The following is a 19,909-nucleotide window of genomic DNA, read 5'->3' on the forward strand; positions in this document are numbered from 1 at the left end:
TCTTCATCCACTTATTTTTGCGGAAAAGCTAAGCTAGGCTTGGCATTGAGGTCCCAGCCAGCAAAGTTTTCCTTGTTGTATTCACTGACTGCTGCCAAGGCAATCATACCTGCATTGTCACCGCAGAGGCGAAGCGGGGGAATAATAACCTCCACATCGGTAATTTCAGCCGCCAACCGCTCCCGCAAGCCCTGATTGGCTGCAACACCACCCGCCACGACCAAGGTTTTAACAGGGTATTTTTCCAAGGCCTTCTTGGTCTTCGCCATAAGAATATCTAAGACACAGGCTTGAAATGAGGCTGACAGGTCCACATTGGACAAGGATTCCCCTTTCTGCTGGGCATTGTGGCAGAGGTTGATAAAGGCGGATTTGAGTCCAGAAAAAGAAAACTCCAGATTATCTTCTTTTATCATAGCACGAGGGAAGTCATAAATGTCTTGCCCCTCATGAGCCAATTCATCGATGACACGACCAGCTGGATAGGGCAGACCCATGACCCGTCCTACCTTGTCATAGGCCTCGCCGACCGCATCATCTCGCGTTTCACCGACAATCTTGTAGTCGCCCGCTTCTGACACATAGACCAACTCCGTGTGTCCTCCACTGACCAAGAGGGCCAAAAGCGGAAACTCCAATTCCTTGACCGCACGCGCCGCCATCAAATGCCCTGCCATGTGATTGACAGGAATGAGTGGCAGACCGTTAGCCCAGGCAAATGCCTTGGCAGCCGAAATCCCGACTAGCAAGGCACCGACCAAGCCAGGCCCATAGGTCACCGCCACAGCCGTCAAGTCCTCTGCCGTCACCTCCGCCTCCAACAAGGCCTCCTCGATACAGGCCGTTATCACTTCCACATGGTGACGGCTGGCCACCTCGGGCACCACCCCACCAAACCGCTGGTGGCTGGCAATCTGGCTGGCAATGACATTGGACAAAAGCTCCGCATCATTTCTCAAAACAGCCACCGAGGTCTCGTCACAGGAGGTCTCAATCGCCAAAATCAATCTATCTTTCATCACGTTCTCTCTTCATCATCACCGCGTCCTCGACAGGATGGCGGTAGTAGTCTTTTCGTTTTCCTATTTTGGTAAAATGCTGGCGTGTATAGAGGGCCTGAGCTGCACTGTTAGACTCCCTCACTTCGAGGAAGATGTCCCCCTCCCAGTCCATCACAGCAGCCATCAGTTGACTGGCGATTCCCAGCCTCTGAAAATCAGCCTTGACAGCAATCTGCAAGATTTCCATCTCATCCAGCACCGTCTGAACAGCCAAAAATCCGACCAATTCCTGATCCTCATAGGCCAGATAATAATCCTCATCCTGACTGGCCATACTGGAGGCAATCTGTTCCAGAGTCCATGGAGATTGCTCATAGACCGACTGCATAACTGCCAACACAGCCTCCGCCAGATTTTCCTGCCCATCGTAGTGTTTAATCTCTATCATACACGCTTGATATAGCTTTCTGAGCCAGCTTGGTTGTCCTTGAGCCAGTTTTCCTCTGCCTCTACACGCTTGAGATAGTTGGGCTCAAAGCTGGTGCCATCTACTGCTGGCAAGTCTTGACCGATTACTGCTAGCTGATAGGCAGACGGCAGACTGGTCTGGTAATGGGCAGCTGGCAGAGCTTGTTCGATTTGCTCCATAAAATTTTCTACTTCGCCAACAAAGGTGATATTTTCCTTACCAGCCAGGCTAGAAAGTAAGTCTTCAAAAGACCAGTAGCGGTCTGGCTCGACTGCTCTGCCATTTTCATAAACACCTGCATAGACGCAGTTACGGCGGGCATCGATGAGGGGAACCACCAGACCCGTCAGGCTAGGAGGAACCAGAGACTGAAGACTAGATAGCCCCACCAAGTCGATCTTGAGGGTGTAGGCCAAGGTCTTGGCAGTCGCCACCGCCACCCGAAGACCCGTGTAGGAGCCCGGTCCTTGAGCGACCACGATCCTATCCAAGTCTTTGGGCGTCCATCCCACCTGTTCTACCAAAAAATCGACCACAGGCATGAGGCTGATACTATGATTTTTCTTAACGGCCAGCAGGGTTTCCGCCTGCAAACGACCGTCCTCCACCAAGGCCACCGACAAGGCTTGGTTAGAGCTATCTAAAGCTAGTATTTTCATAAGTTTCTCTTTCCTTACGTCATTCGGTTTGCTTTTATTACTGCAACGCATGAGGAAACTTCGTTTCCGTATTTCCCACTTCAAACAATACACTGTATTGTTTGAACTCCCTTTACCGTACTCCAGTACAGCCCGCAGCTCGTTGCCTAGTACTAAAAGCAAACTGAAAGACTTTTCAATGCTACTCTCTATTGTAAGCTATCTTGAAGTTTTTTTCAAATAATGGAAAAGACTGGGGTGTGATTTCCCAGTCAGTTATTCTTTTCTCTTCAATTCCACCACTTGATCATATTGAATATCCTCGTCGATATGGTGGGCGATTCATGAACTAATGTTGATTCCCTCAACTGCCACAATCAACTTATCTGCCGCCAACATAGATTTTCCAGACTCAAAGCGTGACAATTGAGCTGCTGTAAAGTCTCCACCGACAACATCCTTTTGCTTGACCAAGCGAGAACGACGGAGTTCTCGATAAAATTACCTAACCCTACCTCTGGTGCTGTCCCCATGGTCTACTTCCTCTCAGTGAACCATCACAATATATTGTTAGATTTATCATAATAAACATTTATATTTTTGTCAACTTACAATGTTATATTTGTTATTCATGATAATTTCAGAAAATACCACCCAGGTTCTCACCTGATTTTCATTTTCCTAACACTTCCATTTACCAAGTCCTAACTTTATGATATAATCTCGAGTTTATCAGTTAATTCATTTCACAACCGCTGTTTTTGCGATAACAGCGGTATTTTTTTAACATTTTATTGATATTTTTGTTGTTGTGAACGGCGGTGTATGTTATAATATATTTATGGCATTTATTCGAATTACAAAAAACAGAGAAGGCCGTAAACATGTTTATCTTGTTGAAGGATATCGTGAGAACGGAAAGTCAAAACAACGGATTCTTTATAAATATGGTTTGTTGGACGAATTGGAAGCGAAAGAACCAGGCATTCTTGAGCGATTAAAACGTGAAGCAAAGGAAAACTCACAAGCTAAGTCTGAGGAATTTCTGATAAAACTTTCTTTGAAAGATCCAATGAACAAACCTGACGAAAACATTGGTTGGAAGATTTTAGAAGATCTTTATACTACACTTAAGTTACATCAATTCTTTAAAAAGAATAAGCCGTCAAAAATGACGATGGACTTAGATGAAACAGTTAAACTACTGATTTTTCAACGAATTCTTAATCCGGGAAGTAAATATAAAACTTTCTACCACCAAGCTTCCCTATTCGGAGATTGGAATGTTCCATATAATTCAGTTTATCGGTCACTAGATATCTTAAATACCTTTCAATCAGAAATTCAACAGCACTTACATCAAGAAGTTAGCCAATTAACGAATCGAACTGGAACCTTAGTGTTTTATGATGTTACCAACTATTTTTTTGAAATTGATGTTCCTGATGAAGATATCCGTGATGAAAATGGAGACCTTCTTGTCGAGGGGCTTCGTCGAAGAGGAGCTAGTAAAGAATATAGGAAAGACCCCATTATCCAAATGGGATTATTCATGGATATGAACGGTATTCCTATCGCTTATAAACTATTTCGAGGAAACCTTACAGACCCTATCACTTATATTCCAGCAATTGAGCAAGTAAAGAAACAGTTTGGGATTGAACGGTTGGTAGTGGTCGCAGACAAAGCGATGAACAGCACAAATAACCTGAATGCCACTATAAAGAACAATGACGGCTGGATCTTCTCGCAAAAGCACCGTGGGAAACGAGGTGCTCCGAAGGATATTCAAGAAAAAATATTGGAAGAATCTGGTTGGCAGTTTAATCAAGATATCACTTTCGCTAAAAAGTCTTACATTCGAGAGAGAAAACTTGGGACCAAGAAGGATTCTCCAACCGTTAAAGAAAAAGTACTACTGACCTGGTCAAAGAAATATGAAGATAGAGAACGGATTCGACGTGAAGGGGCTCTTGACTATGCCAATAAGCTAACTGATGCGGAATTGTTTCGACAAACGAGCAAGAAGGGTGGAAAGAAATACCTTGAGTTGAGCTATTTGGATAAGGAAACCGGAGAGGTTAAACCATTTTCGCCACTTATCCGAATTGACCAAGAACAGGTCGAATTTGATGCTCAATTTGATGGGGTTCATGTCCTTGTGACCAGTGAGATTGAGATGGAAGATGATGCCATATTAGAGGCCTATCAAGAATTATCTGCGATTGAGAATTGTTTCCGAATTACAAAAACAGAGTTTGAAACGAGACCTGTTTATGTACGAAAAAATGAACATATTGAAGGCCATTTCCTAACCTGCTTTATCAGTTTAGTGATGATACGCTTATTGTATTACATTACCGATAAGAAAATGAGTCCTGCTCGAATGATAGAGGGCTTAAACAGTATGTTAGCTGCAGATATGGGACAAGGGATATATAGAGTCAAGCAGAACCATGAAGCAAGTGAGTTACTTCATTTATTAGGAATCACTTGGGATCGTGGAACTGTCAGACATGAAGATATTCAAAAGTTAGGGAAAAACTGCATACACAACACAATTTATGACTCAAAAAAGCTCCCTAAACGTTGATTTGACAGCGTTTAGGGAGCTTTTTTCATTTTTTAACTGATAAACTCGAGAGGTTCTCACCTGATTTTCATTTTCCTAACACTTCCATTTACCAAGTCCTAACTTTATGATATAATAAGGAGAATTATTTAGACTGTCGAAATCAACAACTCTAGAAAACTGAATACCAAGCAACAAATAGAAAACTATTTGGGTCTTTTTTCGTAGGTTGCAGTCAAAGCAGAAAGGAATATGTATAACATATGATTTATAAAGTTTTTTATCAAGAGTCAAAAGTGAGTCCTCGTCGCGAACAGACACGCTCACTTTACATGGAAGTCGAAGCAGAAAGCGAATTACAAGGTCGTATTATTGCGCGTGAGCTAGTAGAAAAAACATACCCACAATACAATATCGAATTCATCGAACTTCTATCCGAAAAGCACCTCCAATATGAGAAGGAGCATGCTGATTTTAGTATTACGGAGTTCTAATCCATGTCAGCAATAAATCTAAAACCCCAAGAAGTTGGCGTCTTTGCCATCGGTGGTTTGGGAGAAATCGGAAAAAATACCTATGGTATTGAATACCAAGATGAAATTTTGATTGTTGACGCAGGTATTAAATTTCCTGAAGACGATCTTTTAGGTATTGACTATGTCATCCCAGACTACTCCTATATCGTTGAAAATCTAGACCGTGTCAAAGGTCTAGTCATCACACACGGTCACGAAGATCATATTGGAGGAATTCCATTCTTACTCAAACAAGCGAACGTACCTATCTATGCTGGTCCGCTAGCACTATCTTTGATACGCGGTAAATTGGAAGAACATGGCCTGCTTCGTGATGCTACTCTCCATGAGATTAACCATAAAACAGAGCTTACCTTCAAACACTTAAAAGTTAGTTTTTTCAGAACAACTCACTCAATTCCAGAACCACTTGGAATCGTCGTAGACACACCCCAAGGTAAAATTGTCTGCACCGGTGACTTTAAATTTGACTTCACTCCCGTTGGAGAACCAGCTGACTTGCACCGTATGGCTGCGCTCGGTGAAGAAGGCGTCCTCTGTCTTTTATCCGATTCAACTAACGCAGAGGTTCCAACCTTTACTAACTCCGAAAAAGTTGTTGGTCAATCCATTATGAAATTGATTGAAGGCATTCACGGTCGTATTATCTTTGCATCATTCGCCTCCAACATTTTCCGCCTTCAACAAGCAGCCGATGCAGCAGTAAAAACAGGTCGAAAAATTGCAGTTTTTGGCCGTTCAATGGAGAAAGCAATTGTAAATGGTATTGAATTAGGCTATATAAAGGTCCCTAAAGATACCTTTATCGAACCAAATGAAATAAAAGAATATCCAGCTAATGAAGTCTTGATTCTATGTACAGGTAGTCAAGGTGAGCCAATGGCTGCACTTTCTCGAATTGCTCATGGTACCCACAGACAAGTCCAACTTCAACCAGGTGATACTGTTATCTTCTCGTCCAGTCCTATTCCGGGAAATACCACAGGGGTTAACAAATTAATCAATATTTTGATTGAAGCAGGTGTAGATGTTATCCACGGTAAGATTAACAACATCCATACCTCTGGACACGGTGGCCAACAAGAGCAAAAACTCATGCTCCGCCTCATCAAGCCAAAATACTTCATGCCTGTTCATGGCGAATACCGTATGCAAAAAATCCATGCTGGTTTAGCTGTTGATACTGGCGTTCCTAAAGAAAACATCTTCATTATGGAAAATGGTGATGTCCTTGCACTTACAAAAGATTCAGCTCGCATAGCCGGTCAATTCAACGCCCAAGACATTTACGTTGATGGCAATCGGATTGGCGAAATCGGTGCAGCTGTTCTTAAAGATAGACGCGATCTCTCTGAAGACGGTGTCGTTCTCGCTGTTGCAACGGTCGACTTCAAGTCGAAAATGATTCTTGCTGGTCCAGATATCCTTAGTCGAGGATTCATCTATATGCGTGAATCAGGAGATCTTATCCGCGAAAGCCAACGAATTCTATTTGATGCCATACGAATCGCCATGCGCAATAAGGACGCAAGCATCCAAACGGTCAATGGTGCAATTGTCAACGCCCTCCGACCATTCCTATATGAAAAAACAGAACGTGAGCCAATCATTATCCCAATGATTCTCACCCCGGATAAATAAAAAGGTCCAGTGGACCTTTTTATCTTTGAGCCTAAAATTTGAAAACCGAAAACAAAAGTCCAGGGGAGTGAAACGTCTGGGAAGAGACTGTTTCAGCCCGAGCTTAAAAATGGAAGAGCGCGGTAGAAATCTTTGAGCCTAAAATTTGAAAAGCGAAAATAAAGATTCAATAGAAAAAAATAGCTTTGAATAACGTCATTAGAAACGTTGATTCTAAGCTATTTTTTAATATTCAAAATTTGATCTGAATGAGAATAATTTAGTTATTGAAAATGCTCATTAATACAAATCTAAATAGTTATCAATTTCCCATTGAGAAACGTAAGTTGCGTAACTTGCCCACTCAATCTTCTTAGCTTCCAAGAAGTTAGTATAGATATGGTCACCCAATGCCGAACGAACAACATCATCTTCTCTCAAGGCTTTAAGAGCATTGTGAAGAGTTGATGGAAGATCTGTAATACCAGCTTCGCGACGTTCTTCATCTGACATTGCATAAATATTTGACTCTACTGGAGCAGGAGCCTCAATCTTGTGTTCGATACCATCTAATCCAACTTCCAAAAGAACTGCCATAGCCAAATATGGGTTAGCCGTTGGATCTACTGAACGCAATTCTAAGCGAGTTCCCATTCCACGTGATGCAGGTACACGAACCAATGGAGAACGGTTTTTGCCTGCCCAAGCAATATAAACAGGAGCTTCAAAACCAGGCACCAAACGTTTGTATGAGTTTACTGTAGGGTTGGTAATTGCAGTGTAGTTATAAGCATGTTTAATCAAACCACCGAGGAAGTGATAAGCTGTCTCTGACAATTGCATGCCACGAGGATCTTCTGGATCAAAGAAGGCATTATTACCGTCTTTATCAAAGAGTGACATGTTACAGTGCATACCTGAACCAGCAATTCCAAATTTAGGTTTAGCCATAAATGTAGCGTACAAGCCATGTTTTCGTGCAATCGTCTTAACAACCAACTTAAAGATTTGGATATTATCACACGCCTTCAAAACATCCGCATATTTAAAGTCGATTTCATGCTGACCAACCGCTACTTCGTGGTGGCTCGCTTCAACTTCAAATCCCATTTCAGTCAAAACATTTACAATTTCACGACGAGTATTGTCCGCAAGATCTGTAGGCGCCAAGTCAAAGTAACCACCCTTGTCATTCACTTCAAGAGTTGGATTCCCCTGCTCATCCATTTTGAACAAGAAGAATTCTGGTTCTGGACCAAGGTTAAAGGATGAGAATCCTTCTTTTTCCATCCGACGAAGAGATTTTTTCAAGTTTCCACGAGGATCTCCCGCAAACGGTTCACCTTCAGTCGTATAAATATCACAAATCAAGCCTGCCACACGGCCATTTTCATCTCCCCAAGGAAAAATAGTCCATGTGTTTAAATCTGGATAAAGGTACATATCAGATTCATTAATACGTACAAAACCTTCAATAGACGAACCATCAAACATAACTTTATTTGATAAAACTTTTTCAACCTGCTCTTCTGTCGCAGGAATCTCTACGTTTTTCATCACTCCCATAATATCAGTGAACATGAGACGTAGAAATGTAACATTTTTCTCTTTAATATCACGTTTAATATCCGCTGTTGTGACAACCATATTTTTTCTCCTCTTAATTAAACCTATTACGACGACCGAAAGATCGAGCTTGGACTTGAAAATCGCCCTTGTCTGCTAAATTCATCATGTAGGATACGACGCACATCCTCATCAGTTAAAGTTTTCTGTTCTGCTTGAACCTTTTCCTTTGCTTTACGATTGGCGTATTCTTTTTTAATCGCTGCAATGTTTAGGCCCTCATCCAAAAAATCTTTAATTTCAAGTAGTAAGTCCATATCATTTAGAGAATACAAGCGGCGATTACCTTCGTTCCGAACTGGTTTTATCAAACCATGATCTTCATAGTAACGAATCTGACGCGCTGTTAAATCAGTCAATTTCATTACACTACCAATTGGAAAAATAGCTAAGGAACGTCGAAACTCTTTTTCTCTCATAATGAACTCCTTTCTGCACACTATTATAGGGCAGAAAAAACGAACAGTCAAGCCCTCTGTGTCACATTTTATGACACCGTTAGGAAAGAAAGCGCTTTTTTATTTTATCGATATCGTAATTTACAATAACAGATACAAAAACTCCAACGAATGTTTCAAAAACTCTTTGGAGGGCGTAGAAAATAGAATCTCCTGCAGGAACTGAGAGAGCAATAATCAACATTGTAGCAACCCCGCTAATAACACCTGGAGCATTATTAAACGAAACATTCGTCATAATGGTTAGCATCGTAAAAATAGGGATGAAAATTAAGGTTACCCAAAAATTATGAGAAAACAGATCACTTAGAATAAAATAAAGCAAGGCGTAAAAGCCACCTATGGAATTACTAAGGACTCGAGAAGAGCCAAAATGAACACTTTTCCCAAAATCTTCTCGAAGACTGAAAACTGCTGACAGAGCCGCAATCTGAATACCATCCCATTTTAAAAGATGAAACAATAAAATGACTAAAAATACAGCTAGACCTGATTTTAAAGTTCTCATACCCAATTTAAACTTCTGGGTATCAAATTTATATCTCTTTAACATACTTCTATTCTAACATGATTTGTTAAAAAATGATTCTAAATGCACATAATGTTATGAATCATTCGGACATTTTAGTGTAAAAATAATACCAGATACTTCAACGCCACCAAAGAAAAAAAACTCCCAACTTTACAAAAAAATAAGTATCCTATAGTTGATTATAATACGAGACAAGAAGCCACAAGCATAAGTCGAGCTTGAAAAGGTGAGTTTACGAAGTAATACTCAATGAAAATCAAAAAAATGATTACACAACAAAATTTTTCCTCCGAGCCGACACTTCAGAGCGTAAATTGCATTCAAAAAGAGACCGGAGCTCAAGCCCCAGCCTCATTTCGTCGCAATTTTTTACTTTTCAGTAAGAGCTGCAAGTCCTGGAAGCACTTTTCACCTTGCTAGACTTTCTAACTCGCTTAGCTTCGTAGAAACTCTACGCGATGCACAAAATGCAACGGAAATCCGTTGCATTTTAGCCTTCAAGTTTATTGAACTTATTTTTCAGTAAGAGCTGCGAGACCAGGCAACACTTTACCTTCTAACAACTCCATAGATGCACCACCACCAGTTGAGATCCATGAGAACTTGTCTGCACGGCCAAGGTTGATAGCTGCAGCAGCTGAGTCACCACCACCGATGATTGATTTCACACCTGGTTGTTTCACGATAGCGTCCATTACACCGATTGTACCAGCTTGGAAGTCTGGGTTTTCAAATACACCCATAGGTCCGTTCCAAACAACTGTTTTTGCACCAGTCAACGCTTCGTCAAACTTAGCGATTGACTTAGGACCGATGTCAAGACCAAGGAAGCCTTCTGAAACTGCTTCACCTTCAGTGTCGCGAACTTCAGTGTATCCAGCAAATGCATTTGCTTCTTTTGAGTCAACTGGCAAGATCAATTTACCATTCGCTTTTTCAAGAAGCGCCTTTGCCACTTCCAATTTATCTTCTTCTACAAGTGAGTTACCAATTTCGATACCTTGAGCTTTGTAGAATGTGTAAGTCATACCACCACCGATAAGAACTTTGTCTGCTTTTTCAAGAAGGTTCTCGATAACACCAATCTTATCAGATACTTTTGAACCACCAAGGATTGCCACAAATGGACGCTCTGGAGTTTCAACAGCTTCTTGGATGTATGCAATTTCGTTTTCCAAAAGGAAACCAGCTACTGCTTTTTCTACGTTTGCTGAGATACCAACGTTTGATGCGTGTGCACGGTGTGCAGTACCAAATGCATCGTTAACGAAGATACCATCACCAAGTGAAGCCCAGTATTTACCAAGTTCTTCGTCGTTTTTAGATTCTTTCTTACCATCAACGTCTTCGAAACGAGTGTTTTCAACAAGGAGAACTTGTCCATCTTCCAAAGCATTGATAGCCGCTTCCAATTCAGCACCACGAGTAGCACCAGCGATGAAAGCAACTTCTTGACCCAATTTAGCCGCCAAGTCAGCCGCTACAGGAGCCAATGATTTACCTTCTTTATCTGCTTCTTCTTTCACACGACCAAGGTGAGAGAAAAGAATGGCACGTCCACCTTGCTCAAGAATATACTTGATTGTTGGAAGAGCAGCAGTAATACGGTTGTCGTTAGTGATAACGCCATCTTTCAAAGGAACGTTAAAATCAACACGGACAAGAACTTTTTTGCCCTTCAATTCAACGTCTTTAACAGTCAATTTAGCCATTAGTTAGACTCCTTAAAAAATTTTTATCTTACTAATTATAGCACATTATTCATTAAATGCCTATTAAAATCTCATTTATTGTGATACTTGTAACAATGATTCCAAGCGTAGCTGAGTATCTACCCGAGCGATACCCAATTAAAAATTAACTTCATCCGGATTGCTCTGGCTGTTCACGCCATCTACTCCATCGAGTCGGAGTATGTCCTCTTCCGATAATTCAAAATCAAAAATATGCAAGTTTGCTTCAATATTTGCAGGAGTTACTGATTTTGGTAATGGCAAGAAACCTTTTTGCAAAGACCAACGAAGTGCAATTTGTGCAATAGATTTACCATACTTTTCAGCTACTTCTTGTGCAACAGGGTTCCCAAAAATACTTCCTGTTCCGAGTGGACTGTAAGCCTCTAACAAAATTTGGTGTTGACGACAAAAATCAACTAGCTCAGTTTGAGGGCAGCCTGGAGCTAACAGAATTTGATTGATATGAGGTTTCGTTTCAGCGGTTTCAAATAATGCCTCTAAGTGATGAACCATAAAGTTTGATAGCCCAATCGCACGCGTCTTTCCTTCTTTATAGGCCTCTTCTAAAGCCTTCCAGACACCCGCATTACGTTTTTTCCATGCATCATTTTCACGCAATTCTACAGGATTTGGCCAATGAATAAGAAGTAAATCTACATAGTCTAGACCTAACTTAGATAAGGATTCATCAATTGATGCCTTTGCAGATTCATAATCCTGCTTATCATTCCAAATCTTAGTCGTTACAAAGATTTCTTTCCGGTCCAACTTGCTATCTGCAATAGCTCGTCCCACACCCACTTCATTGCGATAAATCTGAGCTGTATCGACATGAACATAACCAACTTGCAGGGCATGACTAACACTCTGATATACAACTTCCCCTTCAGGAATTTGCCATGTACCGAAACCAATCTTTGGAACTTCTACTCCATTGACTAATGTATATTTTTCCATCTTTCTTTCCTCACTTACTAAAATTTTTCCATAGAGATAAACGAATCACGCACAATTGACTCAACATCTTCAACAGTTAAGGGCACAAATACATTCCCTCCCAGCTTCCCATGTAAAACAGCTTGTTCACTCATCTCTCTTACCAATTCTTGCGTCGGAATTCCGACATCTGATAATTTCATTGGAATTTCTAATTCATTTTCAAAAAACGAATACGTCTTAGCAATAGCCTGTCTGGCCAGTTCTTCCTCTGTTCCTTCAACTAATCCCCACACATTTCGTGCATAAGCTGCAAATTTTGCATGAGTTGTCGGATCTGTATCTACACAAAACTTCATCCATCTTGGTGTTAAAATCGCTAAACCAATCCCATGTGTAATATCGTAATAGGCTGACAATTCATGTTCAATTGCATGGCAGGTCCAACCGCCTAATCGACCTCCAGCCACCAAACCATTTAGGGCCAAGGTAGAACTCCAAAGTAAATTTGCACGAGCAGTATAGTTTTCTGGGTCAGCTATTGCGACCGGACCATGCTTGATAATTGTTTTCAACAAGCCTTCTGCAATACTATCTTGAACGTCTACTCCCTCTGTTCGATTGAAATATTGTTCAAACAGATGGCTCATCATATCAGCAGCCCCAGCAGCAGTTTGCCATTTTGATACGGTGTATGTCAAAGTAGGGTCTAAAAACGATGCCCTTGGAATCAACTCCCAGCCACCTGTACCAAGTTTTTCGTTTGTAACCATATTGGAAATAACAGCACCCCTGTTCATTTCAGTTCCTGTTGCTGCCAGTGTCAAAATATCAACAATAGGGATTGCCTTTCCTATCAAGCTACTATCCTTTACTAAATCCCACGCATCGCCATCATAAAACGCTCCCGCAGCCATGACTTTACTCGCATCAACAACGGATCCCCCACCTACAGCTAAAATTACCTCGATACCGTTTTTTCGAATAAGATCTACACCTGTTCGGACAGAATCGATTCTAGGATTTGGCTCAATACCTGCTAATTCAACAAAAGTAAAACCATACTCATTTAATAAAGTTACTACACGGTTATACAATCCTGAACGTTTAATTGACCCTCCGCCATAAACCAAAAGAACATTTTTTCCATAGGTTCCTAATACTTCTGGTAATTCCGTCAAACGGTCACGACCAAAACGAATATCTGTAGGAATCTGTAATCGAAAATTATTCATTTTTTATCCTTTCTACTTATCCTTATTGCCTACATTTCCTATACCTCAAAAGTATATTACAGCGAATCTTTTCCAAGATTCAACTTCTAACTATATGATAAGTATATCACGTCTCATTCGAAAATTGGATTTTCAGAAATGGAATCGCAAAAAAAGAGGCCGAAGCCTCTTTGATTTTCACTAAGGATTATTTAGCGATTTTTGCGAAGTACTCAAGAGTACGAACAAGTTGTGAAGTGTAAGACATTTCGTTATCGTACCAAGAAACAACTTTAACTAATTGTTTACCATCTACATCAAGAACTTTAGTTTGAGTTGCGTCAAACAATGAACCGAATGAGATACCTACGATATCTGAAGAAACGATTTGATCTTCAGTGTAACCGTATGATTCGTTAGAAGCAGCTTTCATAGCAGCATTTACTTCGTCAACAGTTACATTTTTCTCAAGAACAGCAACCAATTCAGTTACAGAACCTGTTGGAGTAGGTACGCGTTGTGCAGCACCGTCCAATTTACCGTTCAATTCTGGGATTACCAAGCCGATAGCTTTAGCAGCACCAGTTGAGTTAGGAACGATGTTAGCAGCACCAGCACGAGCACGACGAAGGTCACCACCACGGTGTGGACCGTCAAGGATCATTTGGTCACCAGTGTAAGCGTGGATTGTTGTCATCAAACCTTCAACAACACCGAAGTTATCTTGAAGTGCTTTAGCCATTGGAGCCAAACAGTTTGTAGTACATGAAGCACCTGAGATAACTGTTTCAGTACCATCAAGAATGTCATGGTTAGTGTTGAAAACGATTGTTTTAACATCGTTACCACCAGGAGCAGTGATAACAACTTTTTTCGCACCATTTTCGTGGATGTGTTGTTCAGCTTTTTCTTTAGAAGCAAAGAAACCAGTAGCTTCAAGAACGATTTCTACACCATCAGCAGCCCAGTCAATGTTAGCTGGTTCACGTTCAGCAGAAACTTTAACGAATTTGCCGTTAACTTCAAAACCACCATCTTTAACTTCAACAGTACCGTCGAAACGACCTTGAGTTGTGTCATATTTCAACAAGTGTGCAAGCATAGTTGGGTCTGTAAGGTCATTGATACGCGCAACTTCAACACCTTCAACATTTTGGATACGACGGAATGCAAGACGGCCAATACGACCAAAACCGTTAATACCAACTTTAACTACCATTTATGATTTCCTCCTTATGAAAATCGAGTTATATTTTTTAAAAGGCAAGCCTTTTAATCCTATTGTGAAAATTGTAACTTGTAGATTTACAAGAAAGTTTTCAACGTGATTATTATATAACTATTTGACGAAAATTGCAAGTATTTGCCACCTCTGTCTTGCAAGCTATTTATGAAAATTTTAATGAAAAAATGAAAAAGGCAGCCGAAGCTGCCAGGGTAAGCAATTATGCATTGCCGCCGTTTTTCTTAATGATTTCATCTTGTACAGATTTTGGCACATCTTCGTAGTGGTCAAATACCATCATGAACGTACCGCGACCTTGTGTTGCTGAACGAAGAACAGTTGCGTAACCAAACATTTCAGCAAGTGGTACATAAGCACGAACGATTTGTGTGTTACCACGAGCTTCCATACCATCAACACGACCACGACGTGCAGTAACGTGACCCATAACGTCACCTAGGTTATCTTCAGGTGCAGTGATTGTTACAAGCATCATTGGCTCAAGAATAGTTGGTTGAGCTGATTTAGCCGCTTCTTTAAGGGCAAGAGATGCTGCCACTTTGAAGGCTGTTTCAGATGAGTCGACATCGTGGTATGAACCATCGTAAAGCTTAGCTTTAACGTCAACAATTGGGTAACCAGCAAGAACACCATTAGCCATAGATTCTACGAGACCTTTTTCAACCGCTGGGATGAATTCACGTGGAACCACACCACCGACGATAGCGTTCTCGAACTCGAAACCTTTACCTTCTTCGTTTGGTGTGAATTCGATCCAAACGTCACCGAATTGACCTTTACCACCAGACTGGCGTTTGAAGAAACCACGAGCTTGTGTAGAAGCGCGGAATGTTTCACGGTATGATACTTGAGGAGCACCTACGTTTGCTTCAACCTTGAATTCACGACGCATACGGTCAACAAGGACATCCAAGTGCAACTCACCCATACCAGAGATAACTGTTTCACCAGTTTCAACGTTTGTTTCAACGCGGAATGTTGGATCTTCTTCAGCCAATTTAGAAAGCGCAATCCCCATCTTGTCTTGGTCAGCTTTAGATTTAGGCTCAACCATCAATTGGATAACTGGTTCTGGAACGTGGATTGACTCAAGGATGATTTTTGCTTTTTCATCTGTCAATGAGTCACCAGTTGTAGTATCTTTCAAACCAACCGCAGCGGCGATGTCACCTGCATAAACAGTTTCAATTTCTTGACGGCTGTTTGCGTGCATTTGAAGGATACGTCCGATACGCTCACGTTTACCTTTAGAAGTGTTCAATACGTATGAACCGCTGTTAAGGACACCTGAGTATACACGGAAGAATGTCAAACGACCTACGAATGGGTCAGTCATGATTTTGAAGGCAAGAGCTGCAAATGGCTCTTCATCTGATGCATGACGCTCTTCTTCAGCATCTGTATCTGGGTTAACACCTTTAATAGCAGGAATGTCAAGTGGGCTTGGAAGGTAGTCGATAACCGCATCAAGCATCAACTGAACACCTTTGTTTTTGAAGGCTGAACCACACAATACTGGGAAGAATTCAACGTTAATAGTTGCTTTACGGATAGCAGCTTTCAATTCGTCAATTGTGATTTCTTCACCTTCAAGGTATTTCATCATCAATTCTTCATCAGTTTCAGCAACTGCTTCAACCAATTTTTCACGGTATTCTTCAGCTTGCTCAAGGTATTCAGCTGGAATATCTTCTTCAAGAATATCTGTACCAAGGTCGTTAGTATAGATTTCAGCTTTCATCTTAATCAAGTCGATGATACCACGGAACTCATCTTCAGAACCGATTGGCAATTGGATTGGATGAGCATTTGCTTGAAGACGCTCATGAAGTGTGCTTACTGAGTAAAGGAAGTCAGCACCGATTTTATCCATTTTGTTCGCAAATACAATACGTGGAACACCGTATTCAGTTGCTTGACGCCATACTGTTTCAGTTTGTGGCTCAACACCTGATTGTGAGTCAAGAACGGTTACCGCACCATCAAGAACGCGAAGTGAACGTTGCACTTCGATTGTGAAGTCCACGTGTCCTGGTGTGTCGATGATGTTTACACGGTGGTTGTTCCATTGAGCTGTTGTTGCAGCAGATGTGATAGTAATACCACGTTCTTGCTCTTGCTCCATCCAGTCCATTTGTGATGCACCTTCGTGAGTTTCACCGATTTTGTGGATTTTACCAGTGTAGTAAAGAATACGCTCAGTTGTCGTCGTTTTACCCGCGTCAACGTGCGCCATGATACCGATATTACGAGTTTTTTCCAATGAAAATTCGCGTGCCATGAGGTTTGTTCTCCTATATTTTTAGATTTCTATTTTGATTATACCATATTTTAATAAAAGCGAGTGGGTAAATCCCACCCGCTTAATTTCTTACTAATGGTGTGAAATGGCTGAGGCATGCCTCAATCCGATTTGTGATGATTGAACGATAAGTTGATACCATAATCTCAATTGATTTATGTAGAACTGACTTAAGGTCCTCACATCCTATCTTACCAGCGGAAGTGTGCGAATGCGCGGTTTGCTTCTGCCATTTTGTGAGTATCTTCACGTTTCTTAACAGCTGCACCTGTGTTGTTTGCTGCATCCATGATTTCTTTCGCAAGGCGATCGATCATAGTGTGCTCACCACGGTTACGAGCGATTGTTACCAACCAACGAAGACCAAGTGTTGTGCGACGCTCTGGACGAACTTCAACTGGGACTTGGTAGTTAGAACCACCGACACGACGTGCACGTACTTCAAGTACAGGCATGATGTTTTCCATTGCTGTTTCAAATACTTCAAGTGCATCATTGCCAGTTGCTTCTTTGATTTGATCAAAGGCACCGTATACGATTGATGCAGCAGTACCACGTTTACCGTCCAACATAACACGGTTAATCAAACGAGTTACCAATTTTGAGTTATACAATGGATCTGGCAATACTTCGCGCTTAGGCGCTTGATTTTTACGACTCATTTATATTTCCCCCTTCTTAGCCTTTTGGACGTTTAGTACCGTATTTAGAACGGCCTTGCTTACGATCGTTTACACCAGCAGTATCAAGTGCACCACGAACGATATGGTAACGTACCCCTGGAAGGTCTTTTACACGTCCACCACGAAGAAGAACCACACTGTGTTCTTGCAAGTTGTGACCGATACCTGGGATGTAAGCAGTAACTTCGATAAGGTTGCTCAAACGTACACGAGCAAATTTACGAAGGGCTGAGTTAGGTTTTTTAGGTGTCATTGTTCCGACACGAGTTGCAACACCGCGTTTTTGTGGTGATGAAACGTTTGTTTGAACTTTTTTACGGCTGTTGTAACCAACGTTCAAAGCTGGTGATTTAGATTTTTCTACTTTAGACTTACGTGGTTTACGTACCAACTGGTTAATTGTAGGCATCTACATTCTCCTGTATATATTTTTTATTTTTGGTGATAGGGCATTGGTGACAACCCCTATCTGTGTGTACTTTTGCAACATTTGTCAGCACGTCCCTGTACACTCTTGAGAGACCAAAAGTAAAAAGTACCGTCTAATATAGTACCATATCCCAAACCTATTGTCAAATAGATGTGATTGAAATTTTCAAGAAAAACACAGCCTTTCGACTGTGTTTCCTTTAATCTAATTAGTAACCCATTCCCATTCCATCCATACCTTGTGGCATAGCTGGAGCGGCTGGTTCTGGTTTGTTAGCAACAACTGCTTCTGTTGTCAAAATCAAGCTGGCTACTGAAGCCGCATTTTGAAGAGCTGAACGTGTTACTTTAACAGGATCAATAATACCTGCATCCATCATGTTGACCCATTCGCCTGTCGCTGCGTTAAAACCAGTGCCAAGTTCTGAATTCTTCAACTTGTCAATGATAACTGAACCTTCATAACCTGCGTTATAGGCAATCTGACGAACTGGTTCTTCCAAGGCACGCAGGACAATATTACGTCCTGTTTCATCGTCGCCTTTCAACTCCAATTTCGCTACACTATCGATAACATTGACAAGAGCTGTACCACCACCGGCTACGATTCCTTCTTCAACTGCGGCACGTGTTGCGTTGAGGGCGTCTTCGATACGGAGTTTCATTTCTTTCAGCTCAGTCTCAGTAGCAGCACCAACTTTGATGACAGCGACACCACCTGACAATTTAGCCAAGCGCTCTTGCAATTTTTCACGGTCAAATTCTGAAGTGGTTACCTCAATTTGTGACTTGATAACAGCGACACGGTTGGCAATTGCTTCTGGATTTCCAGCACCTTCAACAACGGTTGTACCATCTTTATCGACCACAACTTTAGCTGCTTGACCAAGTGCTTCGATCGTCGCATCTTTCAAGTCCAAACCAAGGTCTTCTGTAATCACTGTACCGCCGGTCAAGATAGCAATATCTTCCAACATAGCTTTACGACGGTCACCAAATCCTGGCGCCTTGACAGCAACTACGTTGAAAGTACCACGAATCTTGTTGAGTACAAGTGTTGGTAAGGCTTCCCCATCCACATCGTCAGCAATAATCAACAATGGACGATTGGTTTGGAGAATGCTTTCCAAAAGTGGCAAAATATCTTGAATATGAGAAATTTTCTTATCGGTAATCAAGATGAATGGATTTTCAAGTTCAGCCACCATCTTTTCATTATCTGTTACCATGTATTGTGACAGATAACCACGGTCGAATTGCATACCTTCAACCACATCCAATTCTGTTTCCATACCGCGAGATTCTTCAATGGTAATAACACCATCTGTTCCCACGCGCTCCATAGCTTCTGAGATGTACTCACCAACTTTTTCAGAACGTGAAGACACGGCTGCGACTTGAGCAATTTCTTCTTTATTTGAAACTGGATTGGCCTGCGCTTTCAGAGCCTCAACTGCTGTTGCGACTGCTGCTTCAATCCCACGACGGATACCGATTGGGTTGGCACCTGCAGTCACGTTTTTCAAGCCTTCGCGAACAATCGCTTGTGTCAAAACAGTAGCAGTTGTTGTACCGTCACCAGCTATGTCATTGGTTTTTGAAGCCACTTCGGATACCAACTTAGCACCCATATTTTCAAAATGGTCTTCCAATTCGATTTCTTTGGCAATTGTCACACCGTCGTTTGTAATGAGTGGTGATCCATAAGCTTTTTCCAAGACAACATTGCGACCTTTTGGTCCCAAGGTTACTTTGACCGTATCAGCCAAAATATCGACACCACGAACCATGCTCTCACGAGCATCTGCTGCAAATTTAATTTCTTTTGCCATAATTATACCCTCCCGCCTAAATCAATAAAAAATCCTACTTCACATTTCTTACAATTTCACAAGCGGGTTCAAATCCTTT

At 41.4% G+C, this 19,909-nt stretch carries 18 protein-coding genes; 3 read left to right on the top strand and 15 right to left on the bottom strand.

What is annotated here, in order from left to right:
* Positions 1-11: 11 nt before the first annotated feature.
* The 4 genes from tsaD to L6410_RS11040 form a co-directional block, all read right to left on the bottom strand.
* Positions 12-1,019 carry a tRNA (adenosine(37)-N6)-threonylcarbamoyltransferase complex transferase subunit TsaD gene (gene tsaD, locus L6410_RS10040; protein WP_237396777.1) on the bottom strand — a complete coding sequence of 336 codons (1,008 nt, stop codon included), beginning with the start codon at positions 1,017-1,019 and terminating at the stop codon, positions 12-14.
* Positions 1,009-1,449 (bottom strand): ribosomal protein S18-alanine N-acetyltransferase, encoded by a 441-nt coding sequence (gene rimI / locus L6410_RS10045; protein WP_237395440.1) that lies wholly within the window; start codon positions 1,447-1,449, stop codon positions 1,009-1,011. The genes tsaD and rimI overlap by 11 nt, the downstream gene beginning before the upstream one ends.
* Positions 1,446-2,129, bottom strand: coding sequence for a tRNA (adenosine(37)-N6)-threonylcarbamoyltransferase complex dimerization subunit type 1 TsaB (gene tsaB / locus L6410_RS10050; protein WP_024403982.1), 684 nt, complete (start codon positions 2,127-2,129; stop codon positions 1,446-1,448). The genes rimI and tsaB overlap by 4 nt, the downstream gene beginning before the upstream one ends.
* A gap of 321 nt (positions 2,130-2,450) precedes the next feature.
* Positions 2,451-2,582: a hypothetical protein gene (locus tag L6410_RS11040; RefSeq protein WP_256773281.1), complete on the bottom strand. Its 132-nt coding sequence runs from the start codon at positions 2,580-2,582 to the stop codon at positions 2,451-2,453.
* Between the two features lie 367 nt (positions 2,583-2,949).
* Here L6410_RS11040 and L6410_RS10055 point away from each other — a divergent pair, with 367 nt between their 5' ends.
* From L6410_RS10055 to rnjA, 3 genes are all read left to right on the top strand, one after another.
* Positions 2,950-4,701 (top strand): IS1634 family transposase, encoded by a 1,752-nt coding sequence (locus L6410_RS10055; RefSeq protein WP_237395190.1) that lies wholly within the window; start codon positions 2,950-2,952, stop codon positions 4,699-4,701.
* A 242-nt stretch (positions 4,702-4,943) separates the two neighbouring features.
* Complete coding sequence (locus L6410_RS10060) at positions 4,944-5,174, top strand: RNA polymerase epsilon subunit (protein WP_024392378.1); 231 nt, start codon at positions 4,944-4,946, stop codon at positions 5,172-5,174.
* Positions 5,175-5,177: 3 nt separating this feature from the next.
* Complete coding sequence (gene rnjA / locus L6410_RS10065; RefSeq protein WP_024392379.1) at positions 5,178-6,857, top strand: ribonuclease J1; 1,680 nt, start codon at positions 5,178-5,180, stop codon at positions 6,855-6,857.
* 279 nt (positions 6,858-7,136) lie between these two features.
* Here rnjA and glnA read toward each other — a convergent pair whose 3' ends face one another.
* From glnA to groL, 11 genes are all read right to left on the bottom strand, one after another.
* A complete protein-coding gene (glnA, locus tag L6410_RS10070) occupies positions 7,137-8,483 on the bottom strand; it encodes a type I glutamate--ammonia ligase (RefSeq protein WP_024392056.1) in 1,347 nt (448 codons plus the stop codon).
* Between the two features lie 26 nt (positions 8,484-8,509).
* Complete coding sequence (locus L6410_RS10075) at positions 8,510-8,881, bottom strand: MerR family transcriptional regulator (protein WP_002938514.1); 372 nt, start codon at positions 8,879-8,881, stop codon at positions 8,510-8,512.
* A gap of 79 nt (positions 8,882-8,960) precedes the next feature.
* Positions 8,961-9,473 carry an FUSC family protein gene (locus L6410_RS10080; RefSeq protein ID WP_002938512.1) on the bottom strand — a complete coding sequence of 171 codons (513 nt, stop codon included), beginning with the start codon at positions 9,471-9,473 and terminating at the stop codon, positions 8,961-8,963.
* 491 nt (positions 9,474-9,964) lie between these two features.
* Positions 9,965-11,164 (bottom strand): phosphoglycerate kinase, encoded by a 1,200-nt coding sequence (locus tag L6410_RS10085; RefSeq protein WP_237395442.1) that lies wholly within the window; start codon positions 11,162-11,164, stop codon positions 9,965-9,967.
* Between the two features lie 138 nt (positions 11,165-11,302).
* A complete protein-coding gene (locus L6410_RS10090; RefSeq protein WP_237395444.1) occupies positions 11,303-12,145 on the bottom strand; it encodes an aldo/keto reductase in 843 nt (280 codons plus the stop codon).
* Positions 12,146-12,162: 17 nt separating this feature from the next.
* A complete protein-coding gene (locus L6410_RS10095) occupies positions 12,163-13,359 on the bottom strand; it encodes an iron-containing alcohol dehydrogenase (RefSeq protein WP_172040755.1) in 1,197 nt (398 codons plus the stop codon).
* A 187-nt stretch (positions 13,360-13,546) separates the two neighbouring features.
* Positions 13,547-14,557: a type I glyceraldehyde-3-phosphate dehydrogenase gene (gene gap / locus L6410_RS10100; RefSeq protein ID WP_024392683.1), complete on the bottom strand. Its 1,011-nt coding sequence runs from the start codon at positions 14,555-14,557 to the stop codon at positions 13,547-13,549.
* A gap of 226 nt (positions 14,558-14,783) precedes the next feature.
* Positions 14,784-16,865, bottom strand: coding sequence for an elongation factor G (gene fusA / locus L6410_RS10105; RefSeq protein ID WP_105126475.1), 2,082 nt, complete (start codon positions 16,863-16,865; stop codon positions 14,784-14,786).
* 212 nt (positions 16,866-17,077) lie between these two features.
* Positions 17,078-17,548: a 30S ribosomal protein S7 gene (rpsG, locus tag L6410_RS10110; RefSeq protein WP_002940031.1), complete on the bottom strand. Its 471-nt coding sequence runs from the start codon at positions 17,546-17,548 to the stop codon at positions 17,078-17,080.
* Between the two features lie 16 nt (positions 17,549-17,564).
* The gene (gene rpsL, locus L6410_RS10115; protein ID WP_002940030.1) at positions 17,565-17,978 is read right to left on the bottom strand and encodes a 30S ribosomal protein S12; all 414 of its coding nucleotides are present in this window, start codon (positions 17,976-17,978) and stop codon (positions 17,565-17,567) included.
* A gap of 229 nt (positions 17,979-18,207) precedes the next feature.
* Positions 18,208-19,830: a chaperonin GroEL gene (groL, locus tag L6410_RS10120; protein ID WP_237395445.1), complete on the bottom strand. Its 1,623-nt coding sequence runs from the start codon at positions 19,828-19,830 to the stop codon at positions 18,208-18,210.
* Positions 19,831-19,909 lie beyond the last annotated feature (79 nt).

It is taken from the genome of Streptococcus parasuis (assembly GCF_021654455.1).
Taxonomy (GTDB): Bacteria; Bacillota; Bacilli; order Lactobacillales; family Streptococcaceae; genus Streptococcus; species Streptococcus parasuis.

Coding starts and splice junctions, on each gene's coding strand:
- rimI (WP_237395440.1), bottom strand. CDS start 1,449: ATGATAGAGATTAAACACTACGATGGGCAGGAAAATCTGGCGGAGGCT.
- L6410_RS10080 (WP_002938512.1), bottom strand. CDS start 9,473: ATGTTAAAGAGATATAAATTTGATACCCAGAAGTTTAAATTGGGTATG.
- L6410_RS10075 (WP_002938514.1), bottom strand. CDS start 8,881: ATGAGAGAAAAAGAGTTTCGACGTTCCTTAGCTATTTTTCCAATTGGT.
- gap (WP_024392683.1), bottom strand. CDS start 14,557: ATGGTAGTTAAAGTTGGTATTAACGGTTTTGGTCGTATTGGCCGTCTT.
- L6410_RS10095 (WP_172040755.1), bottom strand. CDS start 13,359: ATGAATAATTTTCGATTACAGATTCCTACAGATATTCGTTTTGGTCGT.
- groL (WP_237395445.1), bottom strand. CDS start 19,830: ATGGCAAAAGAAATTAAATTTGCAGCAGATGCTCGTGAGAGCATGGTT.
- L6410_RS10085 (WP_237395442.1), bottom strand. CDS start 11,164: ATGGCTAAATTGACTGTTAAAGACGTTGAATTGAAGGGCAAAAAAGTT.
- L6410_RS10055 (WP_237395190.1), top strand. CDS start 2,950: ATGGCATTTATTCGAATTACAAAAAACAGAGAAGGCCGTAAACATGTT.
- rnjA (WP_024392379.1), top strand. CDS start 5,178: ATGTCAGCAATAAATCTAAAACCCCAAGAAGTTGGCGTCTTTGCCATC.
- tsaD (WP_237396777.1), bottom strand. CDS start 1,019: ATGAAAGATAGATTGATTTTGGCGATTGAGACCTCCTGTGACGAGACC.
- fusA (WP_105126475.1), bottom strand. CDS start 16,865: ATGGCACGCGAATTTTCATTGGAAAAAACTCGTAATATCGGTATCATG.
- rpsL (WP_002940030.1), bottom strand. CDS start 17,978: ATGCCTACAATTAACCAGTTGGTACGTAAACCACGTAAGTCTAAAGTA.
- rpsG (WP_002940031.1), bottom strand. CDS start 17,548: ATGAGTCGTAAAAATCAAGCGCCTAAGCGCGAAGTATTGCCAGATCCA.
- glnA (WP_024392056.1), bottom strand. CDS start 8,483: ATGGTTGTCACAACAGCGGATATTAAACGTGATATTAAAGAGAAAAAT.
- tsaB (WP_024403982.1), bottom strand. CDS start 2,129: ATGAAAATACTAGCTTTAGATAGCTCTAACCAAGCCTTGTCGGTGGCC.
- L6410_RS10060 (WP_024392378.1), top strand. CDS start 4,944: ATGATTTATAAAGTTTTTTATCAAGAGTCAAAAGTGAGTCCTCGTCGC.
- L6410_RS10090 (WP_237395444.1), bottom strand. CDS start 12,145: ATGGAAAAATATACATTAGTCAATGGAGTAGAAGTTCCAAAGATTGGT.